Genomic DNA, 26,756 nt, shown 5'->3' with positions numbered 1-26,756 from the left:
CCCTAGAAGGGAGGGGAGAAGAGATTTCCGCGCCGGTCGCCACCCGCCATTATCTGAATTGATCCCCACCACCCCTTTTGTTCTGCCCCCGGCAGTGCCACATGACACCCATGAGCGAAGACAAGACCTGGCCCGACAGCATCCGCGCCGGCGATTGCGAGCAGCATGAGCCGCTGGTGCGCCGCGTGCTGGCGCCCAACCCGTCGCCCTACACCTTTACCGGCACCCAGACGTGGATCGTCGGCTCGGGCAGCGATGTCGCGCTGATCGATCCCGGCCCGACCGGATCAGGGATGAGCATCGGCGATCCCGCCGACATCAACGGCGTCGGTCATGTCGATGCGATCCTGCGCGCCGTGGACGGGCAGCGCGTCGCCGCGATCCTGTGCACCCACACCCACCGCGATCACAGCCCCGCCGCGGCGCCGCTAAAAGCCGCGACCGGCGCCCCGATCATTGGCTGCGCGCCGCTGGCGCTCAAGGACAACGGCCCGCGCGCCGATTCCGCCTTCGATCCCGATTATGCCCCCGACCGCGTGCTCACCGACGGCGAGCGGATTTCTGGCGACGGCTGGACGATCGAGGCGGTCGCGACCCCCGGGCACACGTCGAACCACCTGTGTTTTGCACTGGTTGAAAGCGGCGCGTTGTTCACCGGCGATCATGTCATGGCGTGGTCGACCAGCGTCGTCAGTCCGCCCGACGGCGACATGGCGGCCTATATGGCCAGCCTCTCAAAGCTCTATGACCGCGATGACCGCATCTATTATCCCGCGCACGGCCCCGCGGTGACCAAGCCGCGGCAGCTGGTCCGCGGCATGCTGGGGCATCGCAAGCAGCGCGAGCGGCAGATTTTGCGCGAGCTGGAAAAGGGCACCCGGGTCATCCCGGCCATGGTCGCGCATATGTACAAGGGGCTAGACCCGCGGCTGACCGGCGCCGCTGGACGATCGGTGCTGGCGCATCTTTTCGACCTGCGCGCGCGCGGGGTTGTGCGCGAACACGATGACGAATGGGAACTGGCCTGACATGCTGTTGACGATGCTGCTTGCCGTCGCGCAGCCGATGACCGACGCGGCGCCTGTGCCGAACTCGCGGTTGATCGAACTGCTCGCGAAAGACGATGGCACCCATTGCCTGCCCGACGGCCAGATATGTTTTGCGCTGCCGGATGCGACGGATGCGGACGCACTGCCCGCTGTTCTGGTCGTCTCGTTTCCGGGGTCGGGCGATGATGAAAACACCATCCTGCCGCTGCCTGCCATTGCTGGGGAGCCGCAGGCGCTGCGCCTGTGGCCGCACGCGGTGTGGGTACGCGGCGGCGACGAAGCGGGCAGCGGTGCGGGGCTGGAAATGCTGGTCGGGGTGATCGGTGAACAGCGCGCGATGTATTCGGGCGGCGGCGGGTCGGGCAGTCGGCTTCACCTGCTGCGTTTCGGTATGGCGCCGCATGCGATCGGGCTCGGCGGCGAGGTTCTCGATGTCGCATGGGACAGTTCGCTGATGATCCGCGCCTGCTTTTCCGAACAGGACGCCAAGGATCGGCTCGATGCCTGCCACGACGAATATGAATATAAGGCGGTACTGAAGCCCGGACCCAACGATGGCGGCGAACTGCCAAGCCTGACCTATCGCAGCTTTGCGACCGCCTATCCGCAGACGTCGCGGCGGAGCGAGGACAATAGCGGGCAAAAGCTGAAACCCAGCGATCTGGCCGAGTGGAAGGACCCCGAGTGCAGTTACGAACGCGTGCTGCGGTTCAACAATGCGACGGGCCGTTATGAAATGGATCGCCCCGCGCCCGATTGTTCGGTCTATACGGAGCCATGACCACGACTCCATCCGCACCGCCGCCGCGCTTGACCGGGCGCTTGATCCTGCTCGTCGCCGCGGCCATGCTGCTGCTCGCCGTCTGGTGGGCGGTGTCGGCTTGGCGCGATTGGGAAAAGGGCTATGATCCCGAAACGGTCGTCGCCGCGAGCCTGCAAGGCTTGCAGGAACAGAATGTCCTTGTCCCGTTTACCGCGCGCTATGTCGCGGTCGTGACGTCAACGCAAAGCCGGATGGGGCTCAGCGCCAAAAAGACGCTGATCATGCCCGGCACGGTGCGGTACGAGGTCGATCTGGGCAAGCTCAAGCAATCGGATCTCGACTGGGATGCGGCGAGCAATGCGCTTACGGTGACGCTGCCGCCGCTGCGCCTCGCCGGTCCCGAAATCGACATCGACGCGATCAGCGAGTTTCGTGACGGGACGATCCTTTTGACGCTGACCGACGCCGAGGCGGCGCTCGACGCCGCCAATCGCAAGGCGGCTCAGGATGAGCTGATCAAGCAGGCCAAGGGGCCGACCCCGATGCGGCTGGCTGAGGGCGCGGCGCGGGCCGCGATCGAGCAGAGTTTCGCGATGCCGCTGAAGGCCGCGGGGATTGATGCCAAGGTCACCGCGCGCTTCGCCAATACCCCTGCTGGCTAGGCGGCTTTCGCGCGCCTTCGTCATGCGTTAGTCTGTCCAAAGATTTCGGCCGACTGGGGGGTATGGCATGGCGACGACAGCAGCGGGCACGGCGCGGCCCGAGCGCTTCTGGCAACGCATGGCGATCGGCCTCGCGGCGTTCATCATCCTTTGCTTTGCGCAGTTCGCGCTGCGCGGGTTTGTCGATCCGGTCGCGGCGCCCTTCTGGGTTCATGTGCACGGCGTGCTGATGCTTGGCTGGCTCGCGCTTCTCGTTGTCCAGCCGACCCTGGTCGTGCGGCAGAATCTGGCACTCCACCGGCGGCTCGGGTGGGCCGGTGCGGCGCTGGCGATTGCGATCACCGCGCTGGGGGTCTTTACCGGGATGGCGTCGCTGGTGCTTGGCCGCTTCCCACCCTTTTTCTCGCCGCCCTATTTCCTCACCCTGACGGCCATCGAATCGCTGGTGTTCGGTTTGATGGTGTGGGCGGCGGTGCGAAGGCGGAACCGGACCGACTGGCATCGCCGGCTGATGATCGGCGCGACGATCGTCATCCTCGAACCCGCGCTGGGCCGGTTGTTGCCGATGCCCCTGATGATCGGCTGGTCCGACATCCCGATCGGCCTGTTCCAGCTCGGCGTCGTCGGCATTATCGCGCTATACGACCGCCGCACGCTCGGCGCCGTCCATCCCGCAACAAAAGCGATTGCGGCAATTGTCATCGCGGTGCGCGTCGCCATCTATCTGCTGGCGTTGACGCCCCCCGTCATCGCGCTCGCGGACCGACTGGTTGGCGGCTGACGCCGCGTTGCCCTGTCCGGGGTCGCGGTGTAGGGGGGTGGCCAAGGCAAAAGCCAGATAAGGAAAAGCGATGACTGCTCCCATCCGCGAGAATCTCTCGGGCCTCGACCTGCGCGCTGAAATCGAGCGGCTGCGCAAAGAACGCAACGCCGTGATTTTGGCGCATTATTACCAGAAGCCCGAGATTCAGGACCTTGCCGATTTCGTCGGCGATTCGCTGGAGCTGTCGCGCAAGGCCGCCGACACCGACGCCGATGTGATCGCCTTCTGCGGCGTCAAATTCATGGCCGAGACCGCGAAAATTCTGAGCCCTGAAAAGATCGTGATCCTGCCCGACATGGACGCGGGTTGTTCGCTCGAGGACAGCTGCCCGCCCGAACAGTTTAAACGCTTCCGCGAGAAGCATCCCGACCATATCGCGCTGACGTACATCAACTGTTCGGCGGCGGTGAAAGCGCTCTCCGACATCATCGTCACCTCGTCGAGCGCCGAGACGATCATCAGCCAGATTCCCGAAAGCCAGCCGATCATCTTTGGCCCCGACCGCCACCTCGGCGGCTATCTCAACCGCAAGTTTGGGCGCGAGATGCTGCTGTGGCCGGGCGTGTGCATCGTCCATGAAGCGTTCAGCGAGACCGAACTGCTGAAACTTAAGGCGCAGCACCCCGGCGCCCCGGTCGCGGCGCATCCCGAATGCCCGCCGCATATCGTCGATCATGCCGACTATGTTGGATCGACCAGCGGCATCCTGCAATTCGCCAAGAGCTTCCCCGGCGATACGCTGATCGTCGCGACCGAGCCGCACATCATCCACCAGATGGAACTCGCGCTGCCCGAGAAGAATTTCATCGGCGCGCCGGGCGCCGACGGCAACTGCAACTGTAACATCTGTCCGTATATGGCGCTCAACACGATGGAGAAACTCTACCTCGCGCTGCGCGACCTGAAACCGCAGATCGAGATGGAGGAAGGCCTCCGCCTCGCCGCGCGCAAGAGTCTCGACCGGATGCTGGAGATGGCGTCGGGGACGGTGGGCAAGGGCGATCTGGGCCGGGCGTGATTGACGTAGCGAGTCGGATTTTCGACTCGCCGATCGTGAGTCGCGCGGCGGATTCCTTCTTGACAAGTCGCAAAACCGCATCCGAAAATGCTGCACCCTTGTTACAAAAATGCTGCACCGAATCCGCTTGTTGCTAATGCCGGACTTATCCACAGCGGGCGATGCGCATAGGGGGTATTTGCGCGTTTTTCTGTTGGCGCCCCGAACGCTTCATGTCAGCTTCAAATCATCGGATGACGGAGACGAAAGACCGCCGGGACATCAAGGGTAGTTGCAAGACTAGCCAGAAGAGAACGGACCGGACTTACGAGGAAATCGACCGATAGCTTGGTCACGGAACGTAGCGATTCCCACGAGTTGATGCGAACCCGACCAGGTACAGGAAATGCAGTCCATCGCTTGGACAGCGATCGCTTCGGCGGACGCAGGAAAAGATGATGAAGGGCTTTCCAGGTGCGGCCGGCCCCCGAAAGGGGGCCGACCAAACCGTCGCCGGATTGTTCCGGCGTGCGCCGCAACGCATCGTTTTGCGGGCTGCTGATCGCAAGAGAAGCGGACCGGGATGAAGGCGGGGTGGCGAGACGCGGAGCAGGACCGGATAGTGGGGGTTGGCAGCGATGTCGGCCCCCATTTCGTTTGTGCGCGGCGCGCGGCGCGTGCGCCGTCTTTGCCGTTCTCTGGCACGCCATCATATTTATTTTTGTCCGTGTGACCTTCGTCACATCGTCGTCAAACGCGGCTGCTTAGAGCCGTCGTTGCGACCCGGAGCAGTTCTTGATCTGGAACTGATCCCACTTTCCCGGCTGCGTCCTTCGGGACCGGCCGGGAACCTTTCGCTTCCTTTCCGCATTGTGTCGGCATCGTTGAAACGATGTCTGGGCGCGACCGGACGTTCATAAATGGGCCGGGTATCTGCGTTTGCCCGGCGGTTCAGGAAGGGAAAAATCATGGGCTTGATCATCACTTTGATCGTCGGCGGAATCATCGGCTGGCTGGCGAGCATCGTCATGCGCACCGACGCGCAGCAGGGCATTATCCTGAACGTCGTCGTCGGCATTGTCGGCGCGTTCCTCGGCAATTTCCTCGGCAGCTTTTTCGGCATGGGCGCCAGCCTCGATACCTTCAGCCCGGTCGGGCTGCTGTGGGCGTTTATCGGCGCCGTCGTTTTGCTCGGCATCATCAATCTGGTCCGCCGCGGCAGCGTCCGTTAACCGGGGTCGCGGCGGTGCACTTGGCGCCGCCGCTATTCCGCTAGGCGCTTTCAAATAACTGGGTTAACAATGCCATGCCTGCCAAGGCGGGCGACACCAATGATCGTAGGGGGTCAATATCATGGATTTCATTATCGCAATCATCATGGGCGGTGTTATCGGCTGGCTGGCCAGCATTGTGATGCGCACCGATGCGCAGCAGGGTATCTTCCTCAACATCATCGTCGGCTGCGTCGGCTCGATCCTCGGGCGGTTCCTGTTCGGCCAGTTCCTGGGTGGCGGGCACCTGCGCGGCAATGCGTTTGATCCAATGACGCTGCTGACCGCATTTATCGGTGCCGTCGTGCTGCTCGCCGTCGTCAATCTGGTGCGCCGCGGTCGCGTTCGCTGAATCGACTATAACCGGCATCGGTCGTTCGCGACCGACCGGATCAAAGGGTGGCCCGCCGTCAGGCGCGCCGCCCTTTTTCATGTCTGCAACCACTGGAAATCGCAACAATATCGGCTTATGGACCGCGCCCCGGCGCGCGGGCGGGGGGACGAGTTTTGGCCTCTTGCAAGCGGTGATTTAATTAGGTAATACACCTCGTGCGGGATTTCGGTCCTGTCGTGCGGGCCTGAGGGGGCGAAGCGCAGTCGCGCTTGCCGCATCGGATGCCGCCACAGGCAGGGAGGAATATGGCGTGAACTACGAGCGGAAAGTGGATGTGATGGACAGCCTCGCGGGTTCGACCCAGAGCTATTATGACAAGGCGGAAAGCCGCCGCAAGCGGACGCGGCTGATCATCGCAGTGGTGCTGATCGCACTCGCGCTGGCCGCCGCATGGTACGCATTCAGCTCCAGCAAGGAAGGCGCCGCGGGCGCTGGCGGTGCCGCTCCTGGCACCCCGGGCGAGGCCAGTATTCCTAACGTCACCGTGGTGATCCCCGGCCGTCAGTCCGTACAGGCCATGATCTCGGCCAACGGCACGATCGCGGCGCGCCGCGAAATGCCGGTCGGCGTCGCCGGCGAAGGCGGTCAGGTCGTGCGCGTGCTGGTCGAACCCGGCCAGTGGGTCGGCGCCGGGCAACCGCTCGCGATCATCGACCGGTCGGTTCAGGCGCAGCAGGCCGCCAGCTTGGCGGCGTCGATCCGCGTCGCGCAGGCCGACGCCGACCTGGCGCAGGCCGAATTGACCCGCGCCGACGCGCTGGTGTCGCGCGGCTTTATTTCCAAGGCGGATATTGATCGCAAGCGCGCCACCCGTGACGCCGCCAATGCGCGCGTCCGCGTCGCGCAGGCGCAATATGCGGAATCGCAGGCGCGCAACGGCCGCCTCAACATCGTTGCGCCCGCCGCCGGTCTGGTGCTGACGCGGCAGGTCGAACCCGGCCAGATCGTCAGTTCGGGCAGCGGTGTCCTGTTCCGCATGGCGCGCGGCGGCGAGATGGAAATGATGGCACAGCTTGCCGAGGCCGATCTGGCGCGGATTCCCGTCGGGACGCGCGCCACCGTGACGCCGGTGGGCGCCGTGCAGGGCATCGCCGGACAGGTGTGGCAGAAATCGCCGGTCATCGATCCGCAGACCCGCCAGGGCATGGTGCGGATCGCGATCCCCTACAGCGCCGAACTGCGTCCCGGCGGCTTTGCCGATGCCCAACTTATTGCCGGCTCGGGCGAAGCGCCGCTGCTGCCCGAAAGCGCCGTGCAGAGCAGTGCCGAGGGCAGCTTTGTGCTGGTCGTCGGCAAGGACAACAAGGTCGAACGCCGCGCGGTCAAGGTCGGGTCGGTGTCCGATGCTGGCGTCGCCATCGCATCGGGGCTGACCGGCAACGAGCGCGTGATCGTGCTGGCTGGCGCGTTCCTGAACGTCGGAGACAAGGTGAAGCCGGTTCTCCAGAAATCGTCGAACTGATCGGCCTGTCCATCGCTGGGCATGCGCACAAGGGCGTTTGAATCATGAGCTTCCGTAACATCTCCGCCTGGTGCATCCGCAATCCGGTGCCGCCCATCGTCATGTTTGTGCTGCTGCTGCTGGCGGGCGTCGTCAGCTTCAACCGTATGGACGTCAACGACAATCCGGACGTCGAATTCCCGGCGGTGCAGATCATCGTCGCCCAGCCGGGCGCGGCGCCCACGGAACTTGAGACGCAGGTGACGCAGCGCGTCGAAGCTGCAGTTCGCGCGGTGAGCGGCGTCGAAGACATGTCGTCCTATGTCGGCGAAGGCAGCAGCCGCACGATGGTGCAGTTCGCCATCGGTACCCCGATCGACCGCGCGTATAACGACGTCAATCAGGCGGTCCAGCAGATCCGCAGCGACCTGCCTGATGGGATCCTGGAACCGCAGGTCATGCGCGTCGATTTTGCGGGTGGGCCGATCACCTATTTCGCAGTGGAAGCGACCGACATGACGCTGGAACAGCTGTCGTGGTTCGTCGATAACACGGTGGCCAAGGATCTGCTGTCGATCCCCGGCATGTCGCGCGTAAGTCGTTCCGGCGGCGTCGATCGCGAAATCCGCGTCATCCTCGATCCCGCGCGCATGCAAAGCTATGGTGTGACGGCCAGCCAGATCAACCAGCAGCTACGCCAGGTCAACGTCAATGCTGCGGGCGGGCGTACAGAGATCGCCGGGTCCGAACAGGCAGTGCGCGTCCTCGGCAATGCCGGAACCGCCAATCAGTTGGGCAATTATCAGCTGTCGCTGGGCAATGGTCGTACCATCCGGCTCAGCGATGTCGCGACGGTCAGCGACGGCTATGCGGAACAGCGCAATATTGCCAAGATCGCGGGACGACAGGTGCTGTCCTTCTCGATCGAAAAGGCCAAGGGTTCGTCCGACGTCACCGTCCATGACGAGGCGATTAAGAAGCTTGCCGAGATCAAGAAGAACAACCCGAAGGTCAACTTCAAGATCCTCTTCACCCGCACCGAATATACCAAGGAGCAATATCGCAGCTCGATGCTCGCGATGATCGAGGGCGCGATCCTTGCGGTCGTCGTCGTTTTCCTGTTCCTCCGCGACTGGCGCGCTACGCTGATTAGCGCGCTGGCGATCCCGTTGTCGGCGATCCCGACCTTTTGGTTCATGGACATGATGGGCTTTTCGCTCAACGGCCTGTCGCTGCTCGCGCTCAGCCTGGTCGCCGGTGTGCTCGTCGACGACGCGATCGTCGAGATCGAAAATATCGTCAGGCATATGCGAATGGGCAAGACCGCCTATCAGGCGTCGATCGACGCCGCAGATGAAATCGGCCTCGCGGTCGTGGCAACCACCATGTCGATCGTTGCGGTGTTCCTGCCGGTCGCGCTGATGCCCGGCGTGTCGGGACAATTCTTCATCCAGTTCGGCATGACGATCGTCTTTGCGGTACTCGTCAGCCTCGCGGTCGCGCGCATGATCACGCCGATGATCGCGGCCTATTTCCTATCGGCGCAGGGTGAACAGGATCATGCGTCGGGACCGTGGGTCGATCGCTATGAGAATCTCCTGCGCTGGACGCTCGACGACAGCAAGCATAAGACGGTGCGTGCACGCTTCGAGCCGACCGCGACGCGGCTGATATTCCTGCTCTTGCCGCTCCTGTTGGCGTTCGGGACGCTGGTCATGATGACCTTGCAATATTTTGCGCCGGTGCCGGTTGGACAGGATGAACCGAATGCTGCGCTACACTTCCTTCTGAAAACACCGTTCACGGCGGTCGCGGTGTTCCTGATCAGCAGTCTGCTGCAGATCCTGCTCGGCGCATTGGCTTATGTGGTCGGTATGCGCGGTTGGGCCTTTACTCGCTGGGCCAAGTTCATGGCGCAGCGCGCCTTTGCCCGCCTGTTCGATCACCGCGTGTGGATCGTGGGGATTGGCGTGGCGGCCCTCGGTTTGACCGCAGTAATGTTCATGATCTTGCCCAGCCAATTCCAGCCGACGATCAACAGCGATTACAGCCAGATCAGCTATGAACTGCCCCCGGGCTCGACGCTTGGGCAGAGCGAGCATATCTCGAACCAGGTCAACCGGATACTGATGGCCGACCGCAATGTTGAAAATGCATTCTACGACGTCAATGTCGGCGGCGGGAGTGTCTATATCACACTGAAAAAGGATCGCGAGACGAGCAGTGTCGACTGGGAGCGGAGTCTGCAGCCCAAGATGGCGGCGATTCCCGACGCGCGCGTATCGTTCCAGAGCCAGTCGGGCGGTTTTTCGGGCCGCGACATCAGCTTCATCATCGGCGGCGACGATCCGGTCGCCCTCGAAAAACATGCGCTGAAGATCGTGAAGGAGATGAGCGGGCTTAAGGAACTGCGCGCGCCGCGGATCGAGGGCGACATTCCGCGTCCTGAAATCATCGTCAATCCGCGCATGGACCTGGCCGCCGATCTGGGCGTTACGACAGCCGCGCTCAGCCAGACGATCCGCATCGCGACCTTAGGTGACATCGACCAGAACGCAGCCAAATTCTCGCTGTCCGATCGGCAGATTCCGATCCGTGTCCTGTTGTCCGAAGATTCGCGGCGCAGCCTCGCGACTCTCGAAAACCTGCCGGTGCCGACGACGCGCGGAACCACCGTGCCGCTGAAAGCCGTCGCCGAGATCAGCTTCGGCGCCGGGCCGACCGAACTCCGTCGTTACAACCAGACCCGCCGGATCGTGATCGGTGCGGATTTGGCGAAGGGGCTGGTGAACAGCAACGCGCAGACGAAGATCGACGCGCTGCCGTCGGTCAAGAATATGCCGCAGGGCATCCGCAAGATCGTCCAGGGCCAGCAGAAGTTCATGGAGGAGCTGATCACCAACTTCGTGATCGCCGTGCTTGCCGGGTTGGCGCTGGTTTTCTCGACGCTGGTGCTGCTCTATCGCCGCTTCCTGTCGCCCTTCGTCAACATGTCGTCGTTGTTGCTTGCGCCGCTGGGGGGACTGCTCGGTCTATGGATCACAGGCATGGAAATCTCTATGCCGGTCTATATCGGCATCCTTATGCTGCTCGGGATCGTGGCGAAAAACTCGATCCTGCTCGTCGATTTCGCGATCGAGGAAATGGACCACGGCATTGCCAAGGTGCCGGCGCTGCTCGACGCTGGGCGCAAGCGCGCGCAGCCGATCGTTATGACGACGATCGCGATGGTTGCCGGCATGGTGCCGACGGCGATCTCGCTTTCTGGCGACGGGGCGTGGCGCGCGCCGATGGGCGTCGTGGTGATCGGCGGGCTGATCCTGTCGACGGTGCTGACGTTGCTGATCGTTCCGGCGGGCTTCAGCCTGGCCGACAGTATCGAAAAACGCCTCGGTCGCTTCTTCTCGCGCAATCTGCTCACCTATCGAAAGGGTGACGACACGAAACCGCATGGGGAACCGGCACCGCAGCCTGCCGAATAGCGTGACGCGCGCAAATGTGCGGCCTTGGTTGCAACTTTTGCGTCGCGTCGCCATTTTAAGCGGATGATCGATAAAGCTTCGACCCCGGCGACCGCCGGACGCGCCCACCCCGCCGGGGTGGGCGTTGCCGTTCCGACCGGCGGGCTGAACGTCCGGATGGTCGCGACGGGCATGTTGGTGGTGATGGCGATCATCTTTGTCACCGCCAAATTTTATCAGGATGTCCACCCCGCGATCGGGTTTGTCCGCGCCTTTGCCGAGGCGGCGATGGTCGGCGGGCTAGCCGACTGGTTCGCGGTGACCGCGCTGTTCCGGCACCCGATGGGGCTGCCGATTCCTCACACGGCGATCGTGCCGCGCAACAAGAACCGCATCGGCGACACGCTCGCCCGCTTCCTGCTCACCAACTTCCTGCTGCCGCGCCTGATCGCGCGCAAGATGCAGACGGTCGACGTTGCGGGCGCAGTGGGCAAATTCCTGTCGCAGCCGGGCGAGGGCGGCGGGCGGCTGCGGCTCGGAGCGTCGCGGATCATCGCCGACGGGCTCGGGGCGCTCGACCAGCAGCGGCTGGGCGGCATGGTCAAATCGGCGATTGCCGATCGCTTGCGCGAACTCGATGTCGCGCCGCTGCTGGGGCAGGCGATGCAGGCGGCGCTGGCCGAGGGGCGGCATCAGCCGCTGCTCGACGCGATGGTCAAATGGGGGTCGAAAACGCTCGAACTCAACGAGCATCTGATCCATCAGATGGTCCACGACAATTCGAACGCGATCGTGCGCTTCACCGGGCTCGACGAGAGCATTTCCAATCGCATCGTTGCCGGGCTGTCAAAGCTGCTGAGCGAGATGGCGGAGGATGAAACGCACCCGCTGCGCATTCGTGTCGAAGAGGGCCTCGCCAAGATGGCGCTCGACCTGCAGCACGATCCTGAGGTGAAGGCAAAGGTCGCCAAGGTCCGCGACGAATTGCTCGAGAATAAGGCGGTCAAGCGTTGGCTCGACGGCCTGTGGGAACAGGGACGCAGCGCACTGCTCAAGGCGGCGCGCAATCCCGACACGATGCTCGCGGGGCGGATCGGCGAACTGGTGACGCAATTCGGGGCGATGCTGGGCGAGGATGCCCATATCAAGTGCACGCTCAACCGCTACGCGCGCCGCGCCGTCGTCGGCATGGTCGATAGCTATGGCGAAACCGCGCTGAAGCTCGTGTCCGACACGATCCGCGGCTGGGACGCGAAGACGATCACCGACCGGCTGGAAAATGCGGTCGGAGATGACCTGCAATATATCCGCATCAACGGCACGCTGGTCGGCGGGCTGGTCGGGGTGTTGATCCACACGGTGGATGTGTTGATTTGATCCGTCGCCCCCGCGAATGCGGGGGCCGCATTCGGTTTACACAGCGATGCCGGAATGCGCTGCCAGCGGCCCCCGCCTTCGCGGGGGCGACTCTTATGAGCAGCTCACCACCCCTTCGCGAAAGCTGGGATAACGCGGCGTCCACCCCAAGAGCCGCTTCGCCTTGCCATTCGCAACGCGCCGGTTCTCGGCGTAAAAGGCCCGCGCAGCCGGCGACAGGCCCGCCTCGTCCAGCGTTTGCAGCGGCGGCAACGGCATTCCCAGGATCGCGCAGCCCCATTCGACCAGCCGGTTCTGGTGGCACGGCTCGTCATCGGCGAGATTATAGGCCCCCGCCGGTCCACGAAACGACGCAATCACGCCGCCCGCGATGTCGTCGACATGCACCCGGCTGAACACCTGCTCGGGCAAGGCGATCCGGTGCGCGCGGCCTTCGCGGATGCGATCGAGGATCGAGCGACCGGGGCCATAGATGCCGGGCAGGCGAAAGACCGATACGTCACCGCGCAGTCGCTGCCACGCTGCATCGGCGGCGTTGCGGTCTGCGCGGCGTCCCCTGATCGGCGCGCTCTCGTCCACCCACGCGCCACCCGCGTCGCCATAGACTCCGGTCGAGGACAGATAGCCGACCCATGCCGCCGGGGCGAGCGCGATGGCGTCACCATAGCGTGCCAGCACCGGATCGGCGCCCTCGACAGGCGGAACCGACGACAGGATATGCGTCGCCGACCGCAACGCCGCCAGCACGCGTGCCTCATCGCCGAACGCAATGCTGTCGCCGCGTCCGTCCTGCGTCGTCCCTGCCACGTCCCACCCGCGCGCGCGCAGGCGGTCGGCAAGGTGGCTGGCGGCATAGCCCAACCCGAAAATCAGCATCTGTCCCATCGCCCGCCTTATTGCGCGGCCCGCGCCCCGCGCCTAGACCCGAAACATGACCGACGCCTCTTCCACTCCCGTCCTTCCCGTCACCATCCACCGCGGCGATTATCGCCCGCCCGAATGGCAGGTGCCCGACGTCGCGCTCGATTTCGCGCTGGCTGTCGAGGCGACGCGCGTCGCGGCGGCGCTGTCGGTGGTGCGCCAGGCCGATGCGCCGGTGCCGCTCGTGCTGCGCGGCGACGGGCTGACGCCGGCGGCGGTGCGCGTCGATGGCGAGGGCTGGAACGACTGGCGGATGGACGGCAGCGACCTGATCGTCGACCTGGGTGAGCGGACCACGGCGACGGTCGAGATCGATACGCTCATCCACCCCGCGGCGAACACCCAGCTGATGGGGCTCTATGCGTCGAACGGGATGCTCTGCACCCAGTGCGAGGCCGAGGGGTTCCGCCGCATCACCTTTCACCCCGACCGTCCCGATGTGCTCAGCCGGTACAAGGTGCGGATGGAGGGCGACAAGGCCGCGTTCCCGATCCTGCTGTCGAACGGCAATTGCATCGCCAAGGGCGACGGCGCGGGCGGCAATCATTGGGCGCTGTGGGAAGATCCGTGGCCGAAGCCGAGCTATCTGTTTGCGCTCGTCGCGGGCGACCTGGTGGTCAACCGCGACAGCTTCACGACGATGTCGGGGCGCAAGGTTGAGCTCGGCATCTGGGTCCGCGACGGCGACCTCGATCGCACCGGCCACGCGATGCAGGCGCTCAAGGACAGCATGGCGTGGGACGAGCGCGTCTATGGCCGCGAATATGACCTCGACCTGTTCAACATCGTTGCGGTCAGCGATTTCAACATGGGGGCGATGGAGAACAAGGGACTCAACGTCTTCAACACCCGCTACATCCTCGCCGACCCCGACACCGCGACCGACGTCGATTATGACGGGGTCGAGGGCGTCGTCGCGCATGAATATTTCCACAATTGGTCGGGCAATCGCGTCACCTGCCGCGACTGGTTCCAGCTGTCGCTGAAAGAGGGCTTCACCGTCTATCGCGACCAATGTTTCTCGGCCGACATGGGGTCGCCCGCGGTCAAGCGGATTGAGGATGTCCGTCTGCTCCGCGCCGCGCAATTCCCGGAGGACGCCGGGCCGCTGGCGCATCCGATCCGCCCCGACAGCTTTCAGGAAATCAGCAACTTCTACACCGCGACCGTCTATAACAAAGGCGCCGAAATCATCCGCATGATGGCGACGATGGTCGGCGCGGAGCGGTTTCGCAAAGGCACCGACCTCTATTTCGATCGCCACGACGGCGAGGCGGCAACCTGCGAAGATTTTGTCCGCGCGACCGAGGACGGCGCCGGGATTGACCTGACCCAGTTCCGCCTGTGGTACAGCCAGGCGGGGACGCCGCGGGTCACTGCGCGGATCGACACTGATGCGGCGACGGGGGAGCAGATTCTGCACCTCGCGCAGACTGTGCCGGCGACGCCGGGCCAGTCCGACAAGCAGCCGATGGTCATCCCGCTACGGATCAAGGCGTTTGACCGCCACGGCGGAGACGCGGCGGCCGAGCAGCTGGTGCTGCTCGACCGCGCCGACTTGGCAGTTCCGCTGGGCGCTGGGGACAGCCGCCCTATGCTGTCGCTCAATCGCGGTTTTTCGGCGCCGGTGATCGTCGATTTCGCGCGCGCAGATGGCGAACTCGCGTGGCTCGCCGCGAATGATGATGATCCATTCGCGCGGTACGAGGCGTTGCAGCAGCTGATGCTCGACACGTTGGTTGCCGCGGTGTCGGGCGGGGCGCTCGATCATGACGCGGTGATCGATGCGGTGGCCGGGACGCTGGCCGGGCGTCAGGCCGATCCCGCCTTCGTCGCCGAAGCGGTTCTGCTGCCCAGCGAAGCCTTTATCGGCGACCAGATGGTGACTGTCGATCCCGACGCGATCCGCCGCGAACGGCTGGCGCTGCAAGCGGCGATCGGCGTAGCGCTGGAGAGCGAATGGCGCGCGATCCTGAGCGGGGCCGCGCCGCTCGCGACCGACCTGTCGCGCGCCGCGAAGGGCGGTCGCCGCTTGCGCGGCGTCGCGCTCGTCTATCTCGCGGCCACCGGGCTGGACGATGTGCCTGAGCTGGCGTTCCGGATTTTCTCCGCCGCCGACGGGATGACTGAACGGCAGGCGGCACTCGCAACGCTGGCGCATGGCGACAGCGACGAACGCGTGGCGGCGCTGGATATTTTCTATCAACGCTACCGCGACAATCCGCTGGTGCTCGACAAATGGTTCCAGGTGCAGGCGTGGTCGCTGCGCCCCGATACGGTCGATGCGGTGAAGGAACTGGCGCAGCATCCCGACTTCACGCTCGCCAACCCCAACCGCGTGCGCTCGCTCTATGGCGCGCTGTCGGGCAATCAGGCGGCGTTCCATCAGGCCGACGGCGCGGGCTATCGTCTGATCGCCGACCTCGTCATCGCGCTCGATCCCAAGAACCCGCAAACCGCGGCGCGGATGATCCCGCCGCTCGGCCGCTGGAAACGCTTCGACGAAGCGCGCGCGGCGGTGATGCGGAGCGAGCTGGAAAGAATCCTGGCGCAGCCGGGCCTGTCGCGCGACGTGACCGAGCAGGCGAGCAAGAGTTTGCTGGGGTAGGCGAGGGATGCTTCGGAGTGGCGAGCTGCCACAAGCTCCTCTCCCCTTGTGGGAGAGGATAGCGCAGCTTGCTCCGTCAGGAGCTAGCGAAGCTTGGTGAGGGGGCGGACGCCAGCACGCGCAAACCCCTCTCTCAACTGCGGCTAGGCAGCAAAGCTGCCAAGCCTTCGTATCTCTCCCACAAGGGGACAGAGAAAATGATGTACGTCCACTTCCGGTCGTTAGCTGCCATCTGCTGTTTTCGTCATCCCGGACTTGATCCGGGATCCATAACTTCAACGCTGAGATGGATCCCGGATCAAGTCCGGGATGAGGATGTAATGAGGCCTGCCTCCGGTCGTTGGCTGACACTTCCATTTCCGTTCGTGTCGAGCGAAGTCGAGACACCCATCGGACATGCTGGGTTCTGCCGGGTCTCACGATTTCGCTCGATGCAAATGGAGGTAGGACGGGCGGCTGCCCACCGGGCGCGATTCTCCTCGACGCCGCGCCTCCTGTCTCTCCAGCGCAATCCTCGCTGCCGCGCCTTGCGCGCGCTCGACCAGCAGTTACAAGCGAGCCATGCCTGCGATCCGCCTCTTTGGCCTGCCCACCGATATCAACAGCAGCTTCGAGCGCGGCGCCGCTGCCGGTCCCGCGGCGATCCGGGCGGCGCTGTTCAGTGATCGCGGCAATATGGCCAGCGAACTCGGACCGGAGATCGGTACCGACATCGCCTTCACCGACGACGGCGACCTGCCGCTGACCGAGAACACCGCGCAGGACGATGCCGCGATCCGCCGCCATGTCGTGATGCTGCACGAGGATGGCGAGGTGCCGCTGGCGCTCGGCGGCGACCATGCGGTAACCTTTCCGCTCGTCGAAGCGGCGGCGACCTGTTTTGGACCAGTTACCATCCTGCATTTCGACGCGCACCCCGATCTCTACGATGATTTCGCGGGTAATCCGCGCAGCCATGCCTCGCCCTTCGCGCGCATCTGCGAAGCGGGGCATGCGGCGCGGCTGGTGCAGGTCGGCATCCGCACCCTCAACACCCATTGCCGCGAACAGGCGGCGCGCTTCGGGGTCGAGATCATTCCGATGGCGGACTTTTCGCCCGACCGCGTTCCGGTCCTCGACGGCCCGCTCTATATCTCGATCGACCTCGACGGCATCGACCCGTCGGCGGCGCCCGGGGTTGCGCATCCCGAGCCCGGCGGGTTGACGGTGCGCGAAGTGCTGGCGGTGCTGCACAAGCAGACCGCGCCGATCGTCGGCGCCGACGTCGTCGAGCATCATCCGGGCCGAGACGTCGGCAATGTGACCGCGATCCTCGGCGCCAAGCTGGTTCGCGAGCTCGCGGCGCTGATCGACCGCAATGGAAGCTACAAAATTTGACCCTTTGAGGAGAGAAATATGACCCTGATCGTCCACCATCTGAACAACAGCCGCTCGCAGCGCATATTGTGGCTGCTCGAGGAAATCGGCGCGCCGTACGAAATCAAATATTATGACCGCGACGCGACCACCAATCTGGCGCCGCCCGAGCTGGTCGCAGTGCATCCGCTCGGCAAGTCGCCGGTGATCTCCGATGGCGACCGCGTCGTTATTGAATCGGGCGCGATCACCGAATATTTGTGCGAGCGCCACGGCGGCGGCCATCTGGTCCCCGAACGCGGCACCGACGACCATGTCAGCCACCTTGAATGGCTGCATTTTGCCGAAGGGTCGGCGATGACCCCGATCCTGCTGCGCATCTATACCGCGCGGCTCGGCGAGGCGGCGGCGCCACTCGAACCGCGGATCAACCAGCAGCTCGACGCGCATTTTTCCCATATGGAAAGCCGCGTCGGCGACAGCGGCCACTTCATCGGCGACAGCTTGTCCGCCGCCGACATCATGCTGAGCTTTCCCGCGGAAATCGCGATCATGCAGGGCATGGCGCCGCGCTATCCCAAGCTCGCGGCGTTCGTGAACGCCTGTCACGCGCGTCCCGCCTGGCAGCGCGCGCGCGAAAAGGGCGGCGCCTATTATGGTTATTGACCGGCGCCGCTGCCTGCCGCTCGCCGCGCTGGCGCTGCTCGGCAGCGCAGCGGCGGCGCAGGTGCCGCCGCTCGGGCCCGAGGTCGAGCGGGTCGCGACGACGGCCGACGGCGCGGCGTTTGCTGTGGCGGCGGCCGACGAAAGCGCGGCGATGGGCCGCTTCGCCGCATACACCATGGCGCTGGCGAAGCGCGATTATGCCAGCGCCTATGCCATGCTGCGCCTGTCGTTCCAGGCGGCGAACCCGCGGCTCGAATGGGAAATGAACCTTCGCAAGCGGCCGGTGCTGTGGGCCGATGGCACGCTTCGCGTGCTGCGTGTCAGCTGGTACGCCGACCCCGCGGGCCAGCCGCCGGGGCTGTACGCCGCGTTCGATTTTCGCGGCGATCGGTCCGACCGGACGATGGATTGCGGCTATGTCGTCGTCCACCGCACCGAAACGGGCGCCGAATGGAGCGTCGTGCGCACCGACACGTCGGAGGTGCCGCCCGACCTGATCGAGGACGGCGTGCCAAAGGCCGACGTGCTGCGCCAGCTGCCCTGTTATTTGGGCAAGGGTATCGCGACAAACTTCTGATATTGCCGCAAACCCCCTTGCAACGCGCAGGCCTTGTCCGCAGGATGGGCCCGTACCGCGAAGGAAGCTTCGGCCTTTGCGGTGCGGGGTCGCGATTCGAAGGAATCGTTGGGGGTTTTGAGACATGACAGCCATTATTCTGGCGGCGCTGATGGCGTCCGCCCAGCCATTGCCGCCGATCAAGATAGAGGCCGTTCCGGGCAAGGGTTTTGCGGCAACGGTCGCCACGATCGACGCCGACCAATATGACCCGGTCGTCGATCGCATCAAGATCTTGGCCGAGCAGCGCTGCGGCGCCAAGAAAGTGCGGTTCGGGCGCTATTTCTTTGACAATCACATCAATGTCGAACGCGGCGTCACGGTTATCAAGGATTTCCGTCAGGCGTTCAGTTGCTTCGATCCGGCGACCGATCCCTACAAACCCGTTCCCGCCGACTGGAAGCCGAGCGCCGCCGAAACCACCGCCGCCACACGCTTTGCGCAGCGATTTGTCGACAATCTCGACGCCGGTAACACGGTGCTGCTCGCCAAGATGATGGACCCCGCGCTTGAGACGAACCCGACCGAAATGAAGCGGTTCAGCGACGAAGCAAAGATGTACCAGACGGGGCCGGGCGAATTCACGCTGCGGCTCGACGGCTGGATGACCAATCCGCCCGACGCCATTTATCCGGGGGCTTACGCTTATTTTGCGGTGCTGAGTTCGCATCCCGGGATCGCCGGAACGTGCGGCGGGATCCTGCTCTATCGGCTGCGCGATGGCGAGTATCAAATCTCGCAATATGACGTGCGCTATATCTCGCAGCGGCTGATCGACGAAGAGGGGTTCAGCGACGAGGAACTCAACCGCCTGTGCAAGCGGTAGCTTTTCCGTTGCGAGGCTGGGGCTGCGGCGCGTATCTTGCTTGAGAAACGCGCCGCGGCGCACTAGATCGCGCGCATGACATCGACCAACGACATTCGCCGCTCGTTCCTCGACTATTTCGGGGGCACCGGGCACCATATCGAGCCGTCGGCGCCGCTGGTGCCGTACAACGACCCGACGTTGATGTTCGTCAACGCCGGGATGGTGCCGTTCAAGAATGTCTTCACGGGCCTCGAAAAGCGCCCGTACAGCACCGCGGCGTCGTCGCAGAAATGCGTCCGCGCGGGCGGCAAGCACAATGATCTCGACAATGTCGGCTTCACCGCGCGTCACCACACCTTCTTCGAAATGCTCGGCAATTTCTCGTTCGGCGACTATTTCAAGGAACAGGCGATCCACCATGCGTGGACGCTGATCACCAAGACGTGGGGGCTGGCGCCCGAAAAGCTCACCGCGACCGTCTATCACACCGATGACGAAGCCTATGACCTGTGGCGCAAGATCGCGGGGCTGCCCGAGGAGCGCATCATCCGCATCGCGACCAACGATAATTTCTGGTCGATGGGCGACACCGGGCCGTGCGGGCCGTGCAGCGAAATCTTTTACGACCATGGCGACCATATCGCGGGCGGGCCGCCGGGATCGCCTGATGAGGACGGCGACCGCTTTGTCGAAATCTGGAACCTGGTGTTCATGCAATATGAACAGCGCGCGCCGGGCGACCGCGTCGACCTGCCGCGCCCCAGCATCGACACCGGCATGGGGCTGGAGCGTGTCGCGGCGGTGCTGCAGGGCGTCACCGACAATTATGACACCGACACGTTCAAGGCGCTGATCGCCGCGTCGGTCGAGCTGACCGGGGTGCCGGCCGAGGGCGGAAGCCAAGCGAGCCACCGCGTCATCGCCGATCACCTTCGCGCGTCGAGCTTCCTTGTCGCCGACGGGGTGCTGCCGTCGAACGAAGGGCGCGGTTATGTGCTGCGCCGGATCATGCGCCGTGCGATGCGTCATGCGCATCTGCTGGGCGCCAAGGATCCCTTGATGTACCGGCTGCTGCCCTCGCTGACCGCCGAAATGGGTGCCGCTTATCCCGAGCTGATCCGCGCCCAGCCGCTGATCGCCGAGACGCTCGAGCGCGAGGAGACCAAGTTCCGCCAGACGCTCGACAAGGGGCTGAAGCTGCTCGACGAGGCGACGGTCGGGATGGCGGCGGGCGCGACGCTGCCCGGCGAGGTCGCGTTCAAGCTCTACGATACCTACGGCTTTCCTTACGACCTGACCGAAGACGCACTGCGCACGCAGGACATCGCGGTCGATCGTGCGGGTTTCGACGCCGCGATGGCGCAGCAGAAGGCGGCGGCGCGCGCGGCGTGGAAGGGCAGCGGGCAGAAGGCGTCGGAGGAAATCTGGTTCGACCTCGCCGGAACGAATGGCAGCACCGAATTCACGGGATATGGCGCAACGGTGGGCGAGGGTCAGGTGATCGCGCTGGTCAAGGACGGCGTGCAGGTCAGCGAGGCCACGGCGGGCGACGAGTTGGTCGTGCTGACCAACCAGACGCCCTTTTACGGCGAGAGCGGCGGCCAGATGGGCGACAGCGGCACGATCGCGACGCTCGGCGGCGCGAAGGCGTCCGTCAGCGACACCAGCAAGCCGCTCGGGCGGCTGCACGCGCATCAGGCGAAGCTCGAAGCGGGGACGCTGAAGGTCGGCGATACGGTGCAGCTGACCGTCGATGCCGAGCGTCGCGACCGCATCCGCGCCAACCACAGCGCGACGCACCTGCTGCACGCGGCGCTGCGTAACCGGCTGGGCGAGCATGTGACGCAAAAGGGCAGCCTGGTCGCCGAGGACCGCTTCCGCTTCGACTTCTCGCACCCCAAGGCGCTCACCGCGCAAGAGATCGCCGACATCGAGGCAGACGTGAACGCGCAGATCCGCGGCAACGAGGTGGTGACGACGCGGCTGATGACCCCCGACGACGCCGTCGCGGCGGGCGCGCTGGCGCTGTTCGGCGAGAAATATGGCGACGAGGTACGCGTGCTCAGCATGGGCAAGGCGACCGACAATCATTATTCGGTCGAACTGTGCGGCGGGACGCATGTCCGCGCGCTGGGCGACATTGCGCTGCTCAAGATCATCGGCGAAAGCGCCGTGTCGTCGGGCGTGCGGCGCATCGAGGCGCTGACCGGCGACGCTGCGCGCGTCTGGCTGAACGGTCGCGACGAGGCGCTGAAGGCGGCGGCGGCGGCGCTCAAGACCTCGCCCGACGATGTCCCGGCGCGCGTCGCGGCGCTCGCCGAGCAGCTCAAAAAGGCCGAGCGCGAGCTTGCCGATGCGAAGAAGGCGCTGGCACTCGGCGGTTCGGGCGGCGGCGGCGCGGCTGCGGGTCCGGCGGTCGAACAGGTCGGCGACACCGCATTCATCGCGCAGGTTGTCGACGGGCTCGACCCGAAAGAGCTGCGCGGTACGGTCGATGGCCTCAAAAAGCAGGTCGGCAGCGGCGTTGCGATGCTCGTCGCGGTCAACGATGGGCGCGCGTCGGTGGCGGTCGGGGTGACCGACGGGGTTGCGCATAACGCGGTCGATCTGGTCAAGGTCGCGGTTGCGGCGCTCGGCGGACAGGGCGGCGGCGGTCGGCCCGACATGGCACAGGGCGGCGGTCCTGATGGGGGCGCGGCGGATGCGGCGGTGGCCGCGGTCAAAGCCGCGCTCGTTTGAAACCGACCAAGAAAACGCGGCGCACCGATCATGCCGAACGGCTGATCGCGGCGCCGCTGGTCGACGTCTTTTCAGCCTTCACCAGCGAAGCGAAACTCGCGCGCTGGTTACCGCCCGAGGGGGCGACGGGCGAATTCGAGCATGTCGACCTGCGGCCCGGCGGCGGCTTTCTGATGCGGCTGACCTTTGACGATGCCGGCGTCGAGACCAAAAGCGACGACGACAGCGATGTCGTCGAGGTCTATATTCCGACGCTCGATGACGGCCGCCTGATCGTGTGGGAGGTCGAGTTCGTGTCCGACGATCCACGCTTTTCGGGAACGATGGCGATGCACTGGTATCTGTCGCGGCAAGGCGGGGGGACGCTGGTGACGATCGATGCGCATCATGTGCCGCCGGGGATTTCGGCGAAGGATCACCTGGAGGGGTTGAATTCGTCGCTCGCGAATTTGGCGAGGGTTGTGGAGGGATAGAGTCTGTCCTGTTCAAACTGATCCGTAGCCCTGAGCCTCTCGAAGGGCGCTTCTCGCCGATAAGCGCCCTTCGACAAGCTCAGGGCTACGGTGACTTGATTCAGCCTGAGCAGGACCGACCCTGGCCGCCTTCAGGCGCGGCGTGTTTAGCAACCCGTTTGTCCTGAGGAGCCATTGAGCCTGTCGAAATGGCGTCTCGAAGGATCGCGACGTTGCGGCCCTTCGAGACGGGTCTTCGGCAAGCTCAGCCCCTGCTCAGGGCGAACGGAGTGGGTTAGTTGCTTCGCGGCGCGCAGATTCTACCGTCCGCCGTCCCGGATGATATTGGCGACCATCAGCTCTCCACCCCCTTCGCTTTCCCCCACGCCCGCGCCGCGGTGTACCCCAGATACCCCGTGCCAAAGAGCGCGTAGAGGGGCTCGGGAATCCCCGCGAGATAGACGTTCATCCCCCGCGCGATACCCTCCGCCATCTCGGGCCGCGCCGCGGCGATCAGGCCCATCGGAATCGCCCACAGCAACAGCGCGTACATCACATAGAGGAAGCTTGGCCGCGCGCGGCTCGTCCAGGGGTCGGCGCTGTTCGCTTCGGCGACGATCGCGGTCATCCGGGTGCGGATCGCTTCCATTTCCTGGCTGCCCTCCAGCTTGAGCAGTTCCAGCTTGGCGCGGTCGCGCGCTTCGGGATCGGGGATGATTTTGTCGATCAGCTTGGCAATAGGGCCGATCAGGCCCTCGATGATGCTCATGGCGATACTCCTTGCAGGTTCAAAGTTCAGGAAAGTTCAGCCCAATGGCGCACCAAACGCTTTCAATGCGGCCCGATGCGGTTGGCGAGCCAGCCGTAGAGAAACGCCTCCTGGCTCGGGCGGCGCTCGGCGAGCGCGATGTAGCGTTCGCCCTGCAGCGCCTCCATCGCGCGCAGCAGCACGGTTTCGCCGCCCGCGCCGCGGGTGCGCAGAAAGGCGTCGAGCGCCGACAGCGTGCGCGGGCCGATTTCGCGATCGACCGCGATGTCGGGATAGTCGCGCGCGGCGCGGTTCAGCGCGTTGAGCGCGCGTTGCAGGAACCCCGCGGCGACGGCGGTGCCCATATTGACGCCGGTGTCGAACAGCTCGGCGGCGATTTTCGGCGCGCGCAACGCCACGCGATCGAAACCGGGACGCAGCCAATAGATGCGGCGGTAGATCGCCGCGGCCTCGGTGCGCGGCAGGTCGCGCATCGCGCCGCTATAGCCCTGCGCGCGCGCCACCGCTTCGGTGATTCCCCAGCAGGTCGGGCCGCCGCGATCGGCGGGGTGGTTTACATAACGGCCTTCGCGGTCGATGACGGCATCGATCAGCGCGTCGGCGTCGACAGGCGGGCATTCGCGGTTGGGCATGATTCGCTCCTGTGGTTTGTTGTCTATTAAAGAACGAACCATATTGGCAAAATGTAGGAAAGGCTTTTCTTGATGCGCGCTTTGCAGGTCACAGAATTGTTGCCCGACCACGCGGGGACGGCGCTCGCCGACCTGCCGCTTCCGCAGCCTGGCCCGGGCGAGGTGCGCGTACGCGTGCGCGCGGCGGCGGTAAATTTCCCCGACCTGTTGATGACGCGCGGCGATTATCAGTTGAAGCCCGAGCTGCCGTTCGTGGCGGGAATGGAGTTTGCTGGCGAAATCGATGCGCTGGGCGACGGGGTCGCTGGCTGGGGGATTGGCGATGCGGTGGTCGGCGGCAACCGGTTCGGCGCGATGGCCGAATATTGTACCGTACCCGCGGCGGCCCTGCGCACGAAGCCCGAAGGGCTGACATGGGAGGAAGCGGCGGCCTATCCGGTCGCATATCTCACCGCCTATGTCGCGCTGGTCCGCTGTGCGCGGGTCGAGGCGGGAGAGTGGGTGCTGGTGCATGGCGCGGCGGGGGGCGTCGGGCTGGCCGCCGTCGATCTGGCCGGGGCGCTGGGCGCGCGGGTGATCGCGGCGGCGAGCAGCGCCGACAAGCGGGGCGCGATTGCGCGGCTTTATGCGACCGACGCGGTGATCGACGGCGCGCCGGGATTTCGCGAACGGGTGAAGGAACTGACCGGCGGGGTGGGGGCCGACGTCATCTTCGACCCGGTTGGCGGCGATGTCTTCGACGAATCGACGCGCTGCATCGCGTTCGGCGGGCGCTTGCTGGTGATCGGCTTTGCGTCGGGGCGTATTCCGGAGGTGTCGGTCAACATGCCACTGATCATGGGCTTCTCGGTCGTCGGGGTGCGCGCGGGCGAATATGGCCGCCGCTTCCCGGCGCGCGGGGCCGAGAATGTCGCCGCGGTCGATGCGCTGGCCGCGGCGGGCAAAATCCGCCCGCACGTCCACGCCGCACTGGACCTTGCCGACTGGCGCGAGGGCTTTGCGATGCTGGAACGGCGCGAGGTGGTGGGCAAGGTGGTGCTGAAACCGTGACGAACCGAGTCCGGCTGCCATAGTTTTGCGACGTCGAAGCTGTCATGTCGGCGCGGGGTATCCCGGCGACTTTGCCGACCATCACCAAAGGATAGACTATGAAGACATTGACGATGACTGCCGCCGGGCTTGCGATGGCATTCCCGGCGCTCGCCAGCGCGCAGCCGAAGCCGGACGACGGCCGCATCTTTGCGATGATCGACGCCAACGGCGACGGCAAGCTGGACAAGGCCGAAGTGACCCGGATGGCCGAAATGCGCGCGCAGCGTCAGGGCGACCCGACGCTGGCGTCGCCCGAAAAGGTCGATGCGTTCATCAAGCATGTCGACGCCAACCAGGATGGCGTGATCGACAAGGCCGAAATCGCGGCGATGCGCGATGCGCGCGCATCGGAACCGCCGGCCGAAGCGCCGACGGCTGCGAACTAAGCCTGCGCGCGGGTGGCGGCTGTGGCCGCCGCCCGCCGCTTACCAAGATTTGCTGGTTTGGAAATTGGTCGGGACGAGAGGATTCGAACCTCCGACCCCCACACCCCCAGTGTGGGAGATGGTGATCTATTTATAGCTGCATTACAATGCATTATGCAGCCCCGCCATCTGTATTCCGTAATTTTTTCTGTGATTTCGCCAAAACACTAAGCGCGGCAGCAATGTCTTCGTCATAGACATGTGCGTAGCGAGCGGTTGTTTTCAGGTCCGAATGATTAAGTGCCTTTTGGACCAACTTCATATTTCCCGTCTTGCGCAACAGCTTGGTCCCGACATCATGCCTTATGTCGTGGAATCGGAAATCCACGAGTTTTGCCCGCTCGCGAGTGCGTCGCCACTGCGTTTTCGCGCTTTCGTACCCGATCGGATAACGCTGGCCGACGACGTGGCCCTTACCGCGTCGTTGGCAGATGTAGGTGAACACATATTCCTCGTGATCGCCTTTGAGTGACTCCAACAGGTCTTTGACCTCATCGGTAATGTGCGTTTTGACGATTTTACCACCTTTGCCCGTGGTGACGATTAAACCGGCTTCCCATTTGACGTTGCTCCACCGGATCAAAGTTTCATCTAGCCGCAGACCTGTGAGACAAGCAAAATGGAACCAAGGCTTGTAGTCGGGGCGAATGGCAAGGTCCAAAGCTGCGGCTTCATGGCCATGTAGCTCGCGGACGCGCTCTTCCGGTTCGGCGAGCATATGATCGCGCCACATAGGTTCCATGGGAAGCTGATAGCGCCATACGCGGCTTGCACGTCCAAATAGGGCCCGCAGAGGCAAGATGGTCGAGCGGTTGACAGTGGCAGGCGCAAGAGGACGGACCGGGCATTGTGTAAGTTTGCCGTCCTCATCTCTCTTGTTCACCATAACGAATTGCGCTCTGCGCCATGCGACCAAAGCAGCGACTTCCCGATCGCTAATCTCGTCCAGCCGCTTGGCAGAGCCGAAAAAGTCAATCAGCCGCTGCAGGTTAGTCCATGTGTCGCCGCTCCCGGAATGGTATTGGCCCACCTCAGTCCAATATCGGCCTGTTGCAATGTCAATCGTCAGCGGCCCGTTCCCGGTCAACCGCTCCTGTTCCATGTCGACTTTCGCCTGCGCCTTTATCTGGCGCTCGACGATCTCCGCATCCTTTTTGTTTCTGGCTTTTGTAGTGCCGTGAAAGCGGCGACGGTTGAGCTGGAAATCATAGCTGTAGAATGGGCTTTTGGGGCTTTTGTAGATGGACATTTAGGGGCTGCCATTTCCTTCTGGTTTTGAATGAAGGTCTCCAGATTTTTGGTTGTGAAGCGGTATCGCTTCCGTATCTGGGTGCCGATGTTGATGAAGCGGAGCCGTCCAGCCTGGACATGGGTCATCAGTGTTTTCTTGCTCATATGGAGGCAAGCTGCTGCTTCCTCCGGGGTCATCAGTGG

The 26,756-nt window shown here is 64.3% G+C and carries 23 protein-coding genes and 1 pseudogene; 19 read left to right on the top strand and 5 right to left on the bottom strand.

Annotated elements, in window-relative coordinates; all coding sequences use genetic code 11:
• Nucleotides 1-110 precede the first annotated feature (110 nt).
• The 10 genes from FFS18_RS13900 (at nt 111) to FFS18_RS13855 (ending at nt 12,238) form a co-directional block, all read left to right on the top strand.
• On the top strand, nt 111-1,028 hold the full coding sequence (locus FFS18_RS13900; protein WP_137871292.1) for an MBL fold metallo-hydrolase: 918 nt from the start codon (nt 111-113) through the stop codon (nt 1,026-1,028).
• A complete protein-coding gene (locus FFS18_RS13895) occupies nt 1,006-1,830 on the top strand; it encodes a hypothetical protein (RefSeq protein WP_137871291.1) in 825 nt (274 codons plus the stop codon). Before FFS18_RS13900 ends, FFS18_RS13895 begins: the two co-directional genes overlap by 23 nt.
• Nucleotides 1,827-2,474 (top strand): DUF4230 domain-containing protein, encoded by a 648-nt coding sequence (locus FFS18_RS13890; protein ID WP_137871290.1) that lies wholly within the window; start codon nt 1,827-1,829, stop codon nt 2,472-2,474. Before FFS18_RS13895 ends, FFS18_RS13890 begins: the two co-directional genes overlap by 4 nt.
• 67 nt (nt 2,475-2,541) lie before the next feature.
• Nucleotides 2,542-3,255: an adenylate cyclase gene (locus tag FFS18_RS13885; RefSeq protein WP_137871289.1), complete on the top strand. Its 714-nt coding sequence runs from the start codon at nt 2,542-2,544 to the stop codon at nt 3,253-3,255.
• A gap of 70 nt (nt 3,256-3,325) precedes the next feature.
• Entirely contained in the window at nt 3,326-4,315 is a 990-nt protein-coding gene (gene nadA, locus FFS18_RS13880; RefSeq protein ID WP_137871288.1) for a quinolinate synthase NadA, read from the top strand.
• A gap of 947 nt (nt 4,316-5,262) precedes the next feature.
• Nucleotides 5,263-5,526, top strand: coding sequence for a GlsB/YeaQ/YmgE family stress response membrane protein (locus FFS18_RS13875; RefSeq protein ID WP_137871287.1), 264 nt, complete (start codon nt 5,263-5,265; stop codon nt 5,524-5,526).
• A gap of 121 nt (nt 5,527-5,647) precedes the next feature.
• Nucleotides 5,648-5,917: a GlsB/YeaQ/YmgE family stress response membrane protein gene (locus FFS18_RS13870; protein WP_120215572.1), complete on the top strand. Its 270-nt coding sequence runs from the start codon at nt 5,648-5,650 to the stop codon at nt 5,915-5,917.
• Between the two features lie 319 nt (nt 5,918-6,236).
• Entirely contained in the window at nt 6,237-7,421 is a 1,185-nt protein-coding gene (locus tag FFS18_RS13865; protein ID WP_137871297.1) for an efflux RND transporter periplasmic adaptor subunit, read from the top strand.
• A 44-nt stretch (nt 7,422-7,465) separates the two neighbouring features.
• Nucleotides 7,466-10,882 (top strand): efflux RND transporter permease subunit, encoded by a 3,417-nt coding sequence (locus FFS18_RS13860; RefSeq protein ID WP_137871286.1) that lies wholly within the window; start codon nt 7,466-7,468, stop codon nt 10,880-10,882.
• 156 nt (nt 10,883-11,038) lie between these two features.
• Nucleotides 11,039-12,238: a DUF445 domain-containing protein gene (locus FFS18_RS13855; protein WP_249340409.1), complete on the top strand. Its 1,200-nt coding sequence runs from the start codon at nt 11,039-11,041 to the stop codon at nt 12,236-12,238.
• A gap of 93 nt (nt 12,239-12,331) precedes the next feature.
• Here FFS18_RS13855 and FFS18_RS13850 read toward each other — a convergent pair whose 3' ends face one another.
• The gene (locus tag FFS18_RS13850) at nt 12,332-13,123 is read right to left on the bottom strand and encodes a Rossmann-fold NAD(P)-binding domain-containing protein (RefSeq protein ID WP_137871285.1); all 792 of its coding nucleotides are present in this window, start codon (nt 13,121-13,123) and stop codon (nt 12,332-12,334) included.
• Nucleotides 13,124-13,169: 46 nt separating this feature from the next.
• Between FFS18_RS13850 and pepN the strand changes: the two genes are divergently transcribed.
• The 7 genes from pepN (at nt 13,170) to FFS18_RS13815 (ending at nt 22,425) form a co-directional block, all read left to right on the top strand.
• Nucleotides 13,170-15,767: an aminopeptidase N gene (pepN, locus tag FFS18_RS13845; RefSeq protein ID WP_137871284.1), complete on the top strand. Its 2,598-nt coding sequence runs from the start codon at nt 13,170-13,172 to the stop codon at nt 15,765-15,767.
• A gap of 561 nt (nt 15,768-16,328) precedes the next feature.
• Nucleotides 16,329-17,144 (top strand): agmatinase, encoded by an 816-nt coding sequence (gene speB / locus FFS18_RS13840; protein ID WP_137871283.1) that lies wholly within the window; start codon nt 16,329-16,331, stop codon nt 17,142-17,144.
• Between the two features lie 18 nt (nt 17,145-17,162).
• The gene (locus FFS18_RS13835; RefSeq protein WP_137871282.1) at nt 17,163-17,789 is read left to right on the top strand and encodes a glutathione S-transferase family protein; all 627 of its coding nucleotides are present in this window, start codon (nt 17,163-17,165) and stop codon (nt 17,787-17,789) included.
• The gene (locus tag FFS18_RS13830; RefSeq protein ID WP_137871281.1) at nt 17,779-18,366 is read left to right on the top strand and encodes a hypothetical protein; all 588 of its coding nucleotides are present in this window, start codon (nt 17,779-17,781) and stop codon (nt 18,364-18,366) included. Before FFS18_RS13835 ends, FFS18_RS13830 begins: the two co-directional genes overlap by 11 nt.
• Nucleotides 18,367-18,490: 124 nt before the next feature.
• Nucleotides 18,491-19,231 carry a hypothetical protein gene (locus FFS18_RS13825; protein ID WP_137871280.1) on the top strand — a complete coding sequence of 247 codons (741 nt, stop codon included), beginning with the start codon at nt 18,491-18,493 and terminating at the stop codon, nt 19,229-19,231.
• Nucleotides 19,232-19,306: 75 nt separating this feature from the next.
• Nucleotides 19,307-21,952, top strand: coding sequence for an alanine--tRNA ligase (gene alaS / locus FFS18_RS13820; protein WP_137871279.1), 2,646 nt, complete (start codon nt 19,307-19,309; stop codon nt 21,950-21,952).
• Nucleotides 21,949-22,425 (top strand): SRPBCC family protein, encoded by a 477-nt coding sequence (locus FFS18_RS13815; RefSeq protein ID WP_137871278.1) that lies wholly within the window; start codon nt 21,949-21,951, stop codon nt 22,423-22,425. The genes alaS and FFS18_RS13815 overlap by 4 nt, the downstream gene beginning before the upstream one ends.
• 334 nt (nt 22,426-22,759) lie before the next feature.
• Here FFS18_RS13815 and FFS18_RS13810 read toward each other — a convergent pair whose 3' ends face one another.
• Nucleotides 22,760-23,173 (bottom strand): holin family protein, encoded by a 414-nt coding sequence (locus FFS18_RS13810; RefSeq protein ID WP_137871277.1) that lies wholly within the window; start codon nt 23,171-23,173, stop codon nt 22,760-22,762.
• A gap of 62 nt (nt 23,174-23,235) precedes the next feature.
• Complete coding sequence (locus tag FFS18_RS13805) at nt 23,236-23,805, bottom strand: glycoside hydrolase family 108 protein (protein ID WP_137871276.1); 570 nt, start codon at nt 23,803-23,805, stop codon at nt 23,236-23,238.
• A gap of 72 nt (nt 23,806-23,877) precedes the next feature.
• Here FFS18_RS13805 and FFS18_RS13800 point away from each other — a divergent pair, with 72 nt between their 5' ends.
• Entirely contained in the window at nt 23,878-24,855 is a 978-nt protein-coding gene (locus FFS18_RS13800; RefSeq protein ID WP_137871275.1) for an NADPH:quinone oxidoreductase family protein, read from the top strand.
• 98 nt (nt 24,856-24,953) lie between these two features.
• Nucleotides 24,954-25,283, top strand: a complete 330-nt coding sequence (locus tag FFS18_RS13795; protein WP_137871274.1) for an EF-hand domain-containing protein — start codon at nt 24,954-24,956, stop codon at nt 25,281-25,283.
• 151 nt (nt 25,284-25,434) lie between these two features.
• On the opposite strand, the gene FFS18_RS13790 is transcribed toward FFS18_RS13795, so the two are convergent.
• Together FFS18_RS13790 and FFS18_RS17910 are read right to left on the bottom strand one after the other, a co-directional pair.
• Nucleotides 25,435-26,571: a tyrosine-type recombinase/integrase gene (locus FFS18_RS13790; RefSeq protein WP_137871273.1), complete on the bottom strand. Its 1,137-nt coding sequence runs from the start codon at nt 26,569-26,571 to the stop codon at nt 25,435-25,437.
• Nucleotides 26,572-26,603: 32 nt separating this feature from the next.
• A pseudogene (locus FFS18_RS17910) lies at nt 26,604-26,750 on the bottom strand (helix-turn-helix domain-containing protein); the annotation flags it as partial.
• Between the last annotated feature and the right edge of the window lie 6 nt (nt 26,751-26,756).

Origin of the sequence: Sphingopyxis sp. 2PD (genome assembly GCF_005503695.1) — a bacterium.
Taxonomy (GTDB): domain Bacteria; phylum Pseudomonadota; class Alphaproteobacteria; order Sphingomonadales; family Sphingomonadaceae; genus Sphingopyxis.
This window is presented reverse-complemented; position numbering and strand designations above follow the sequence as displayed.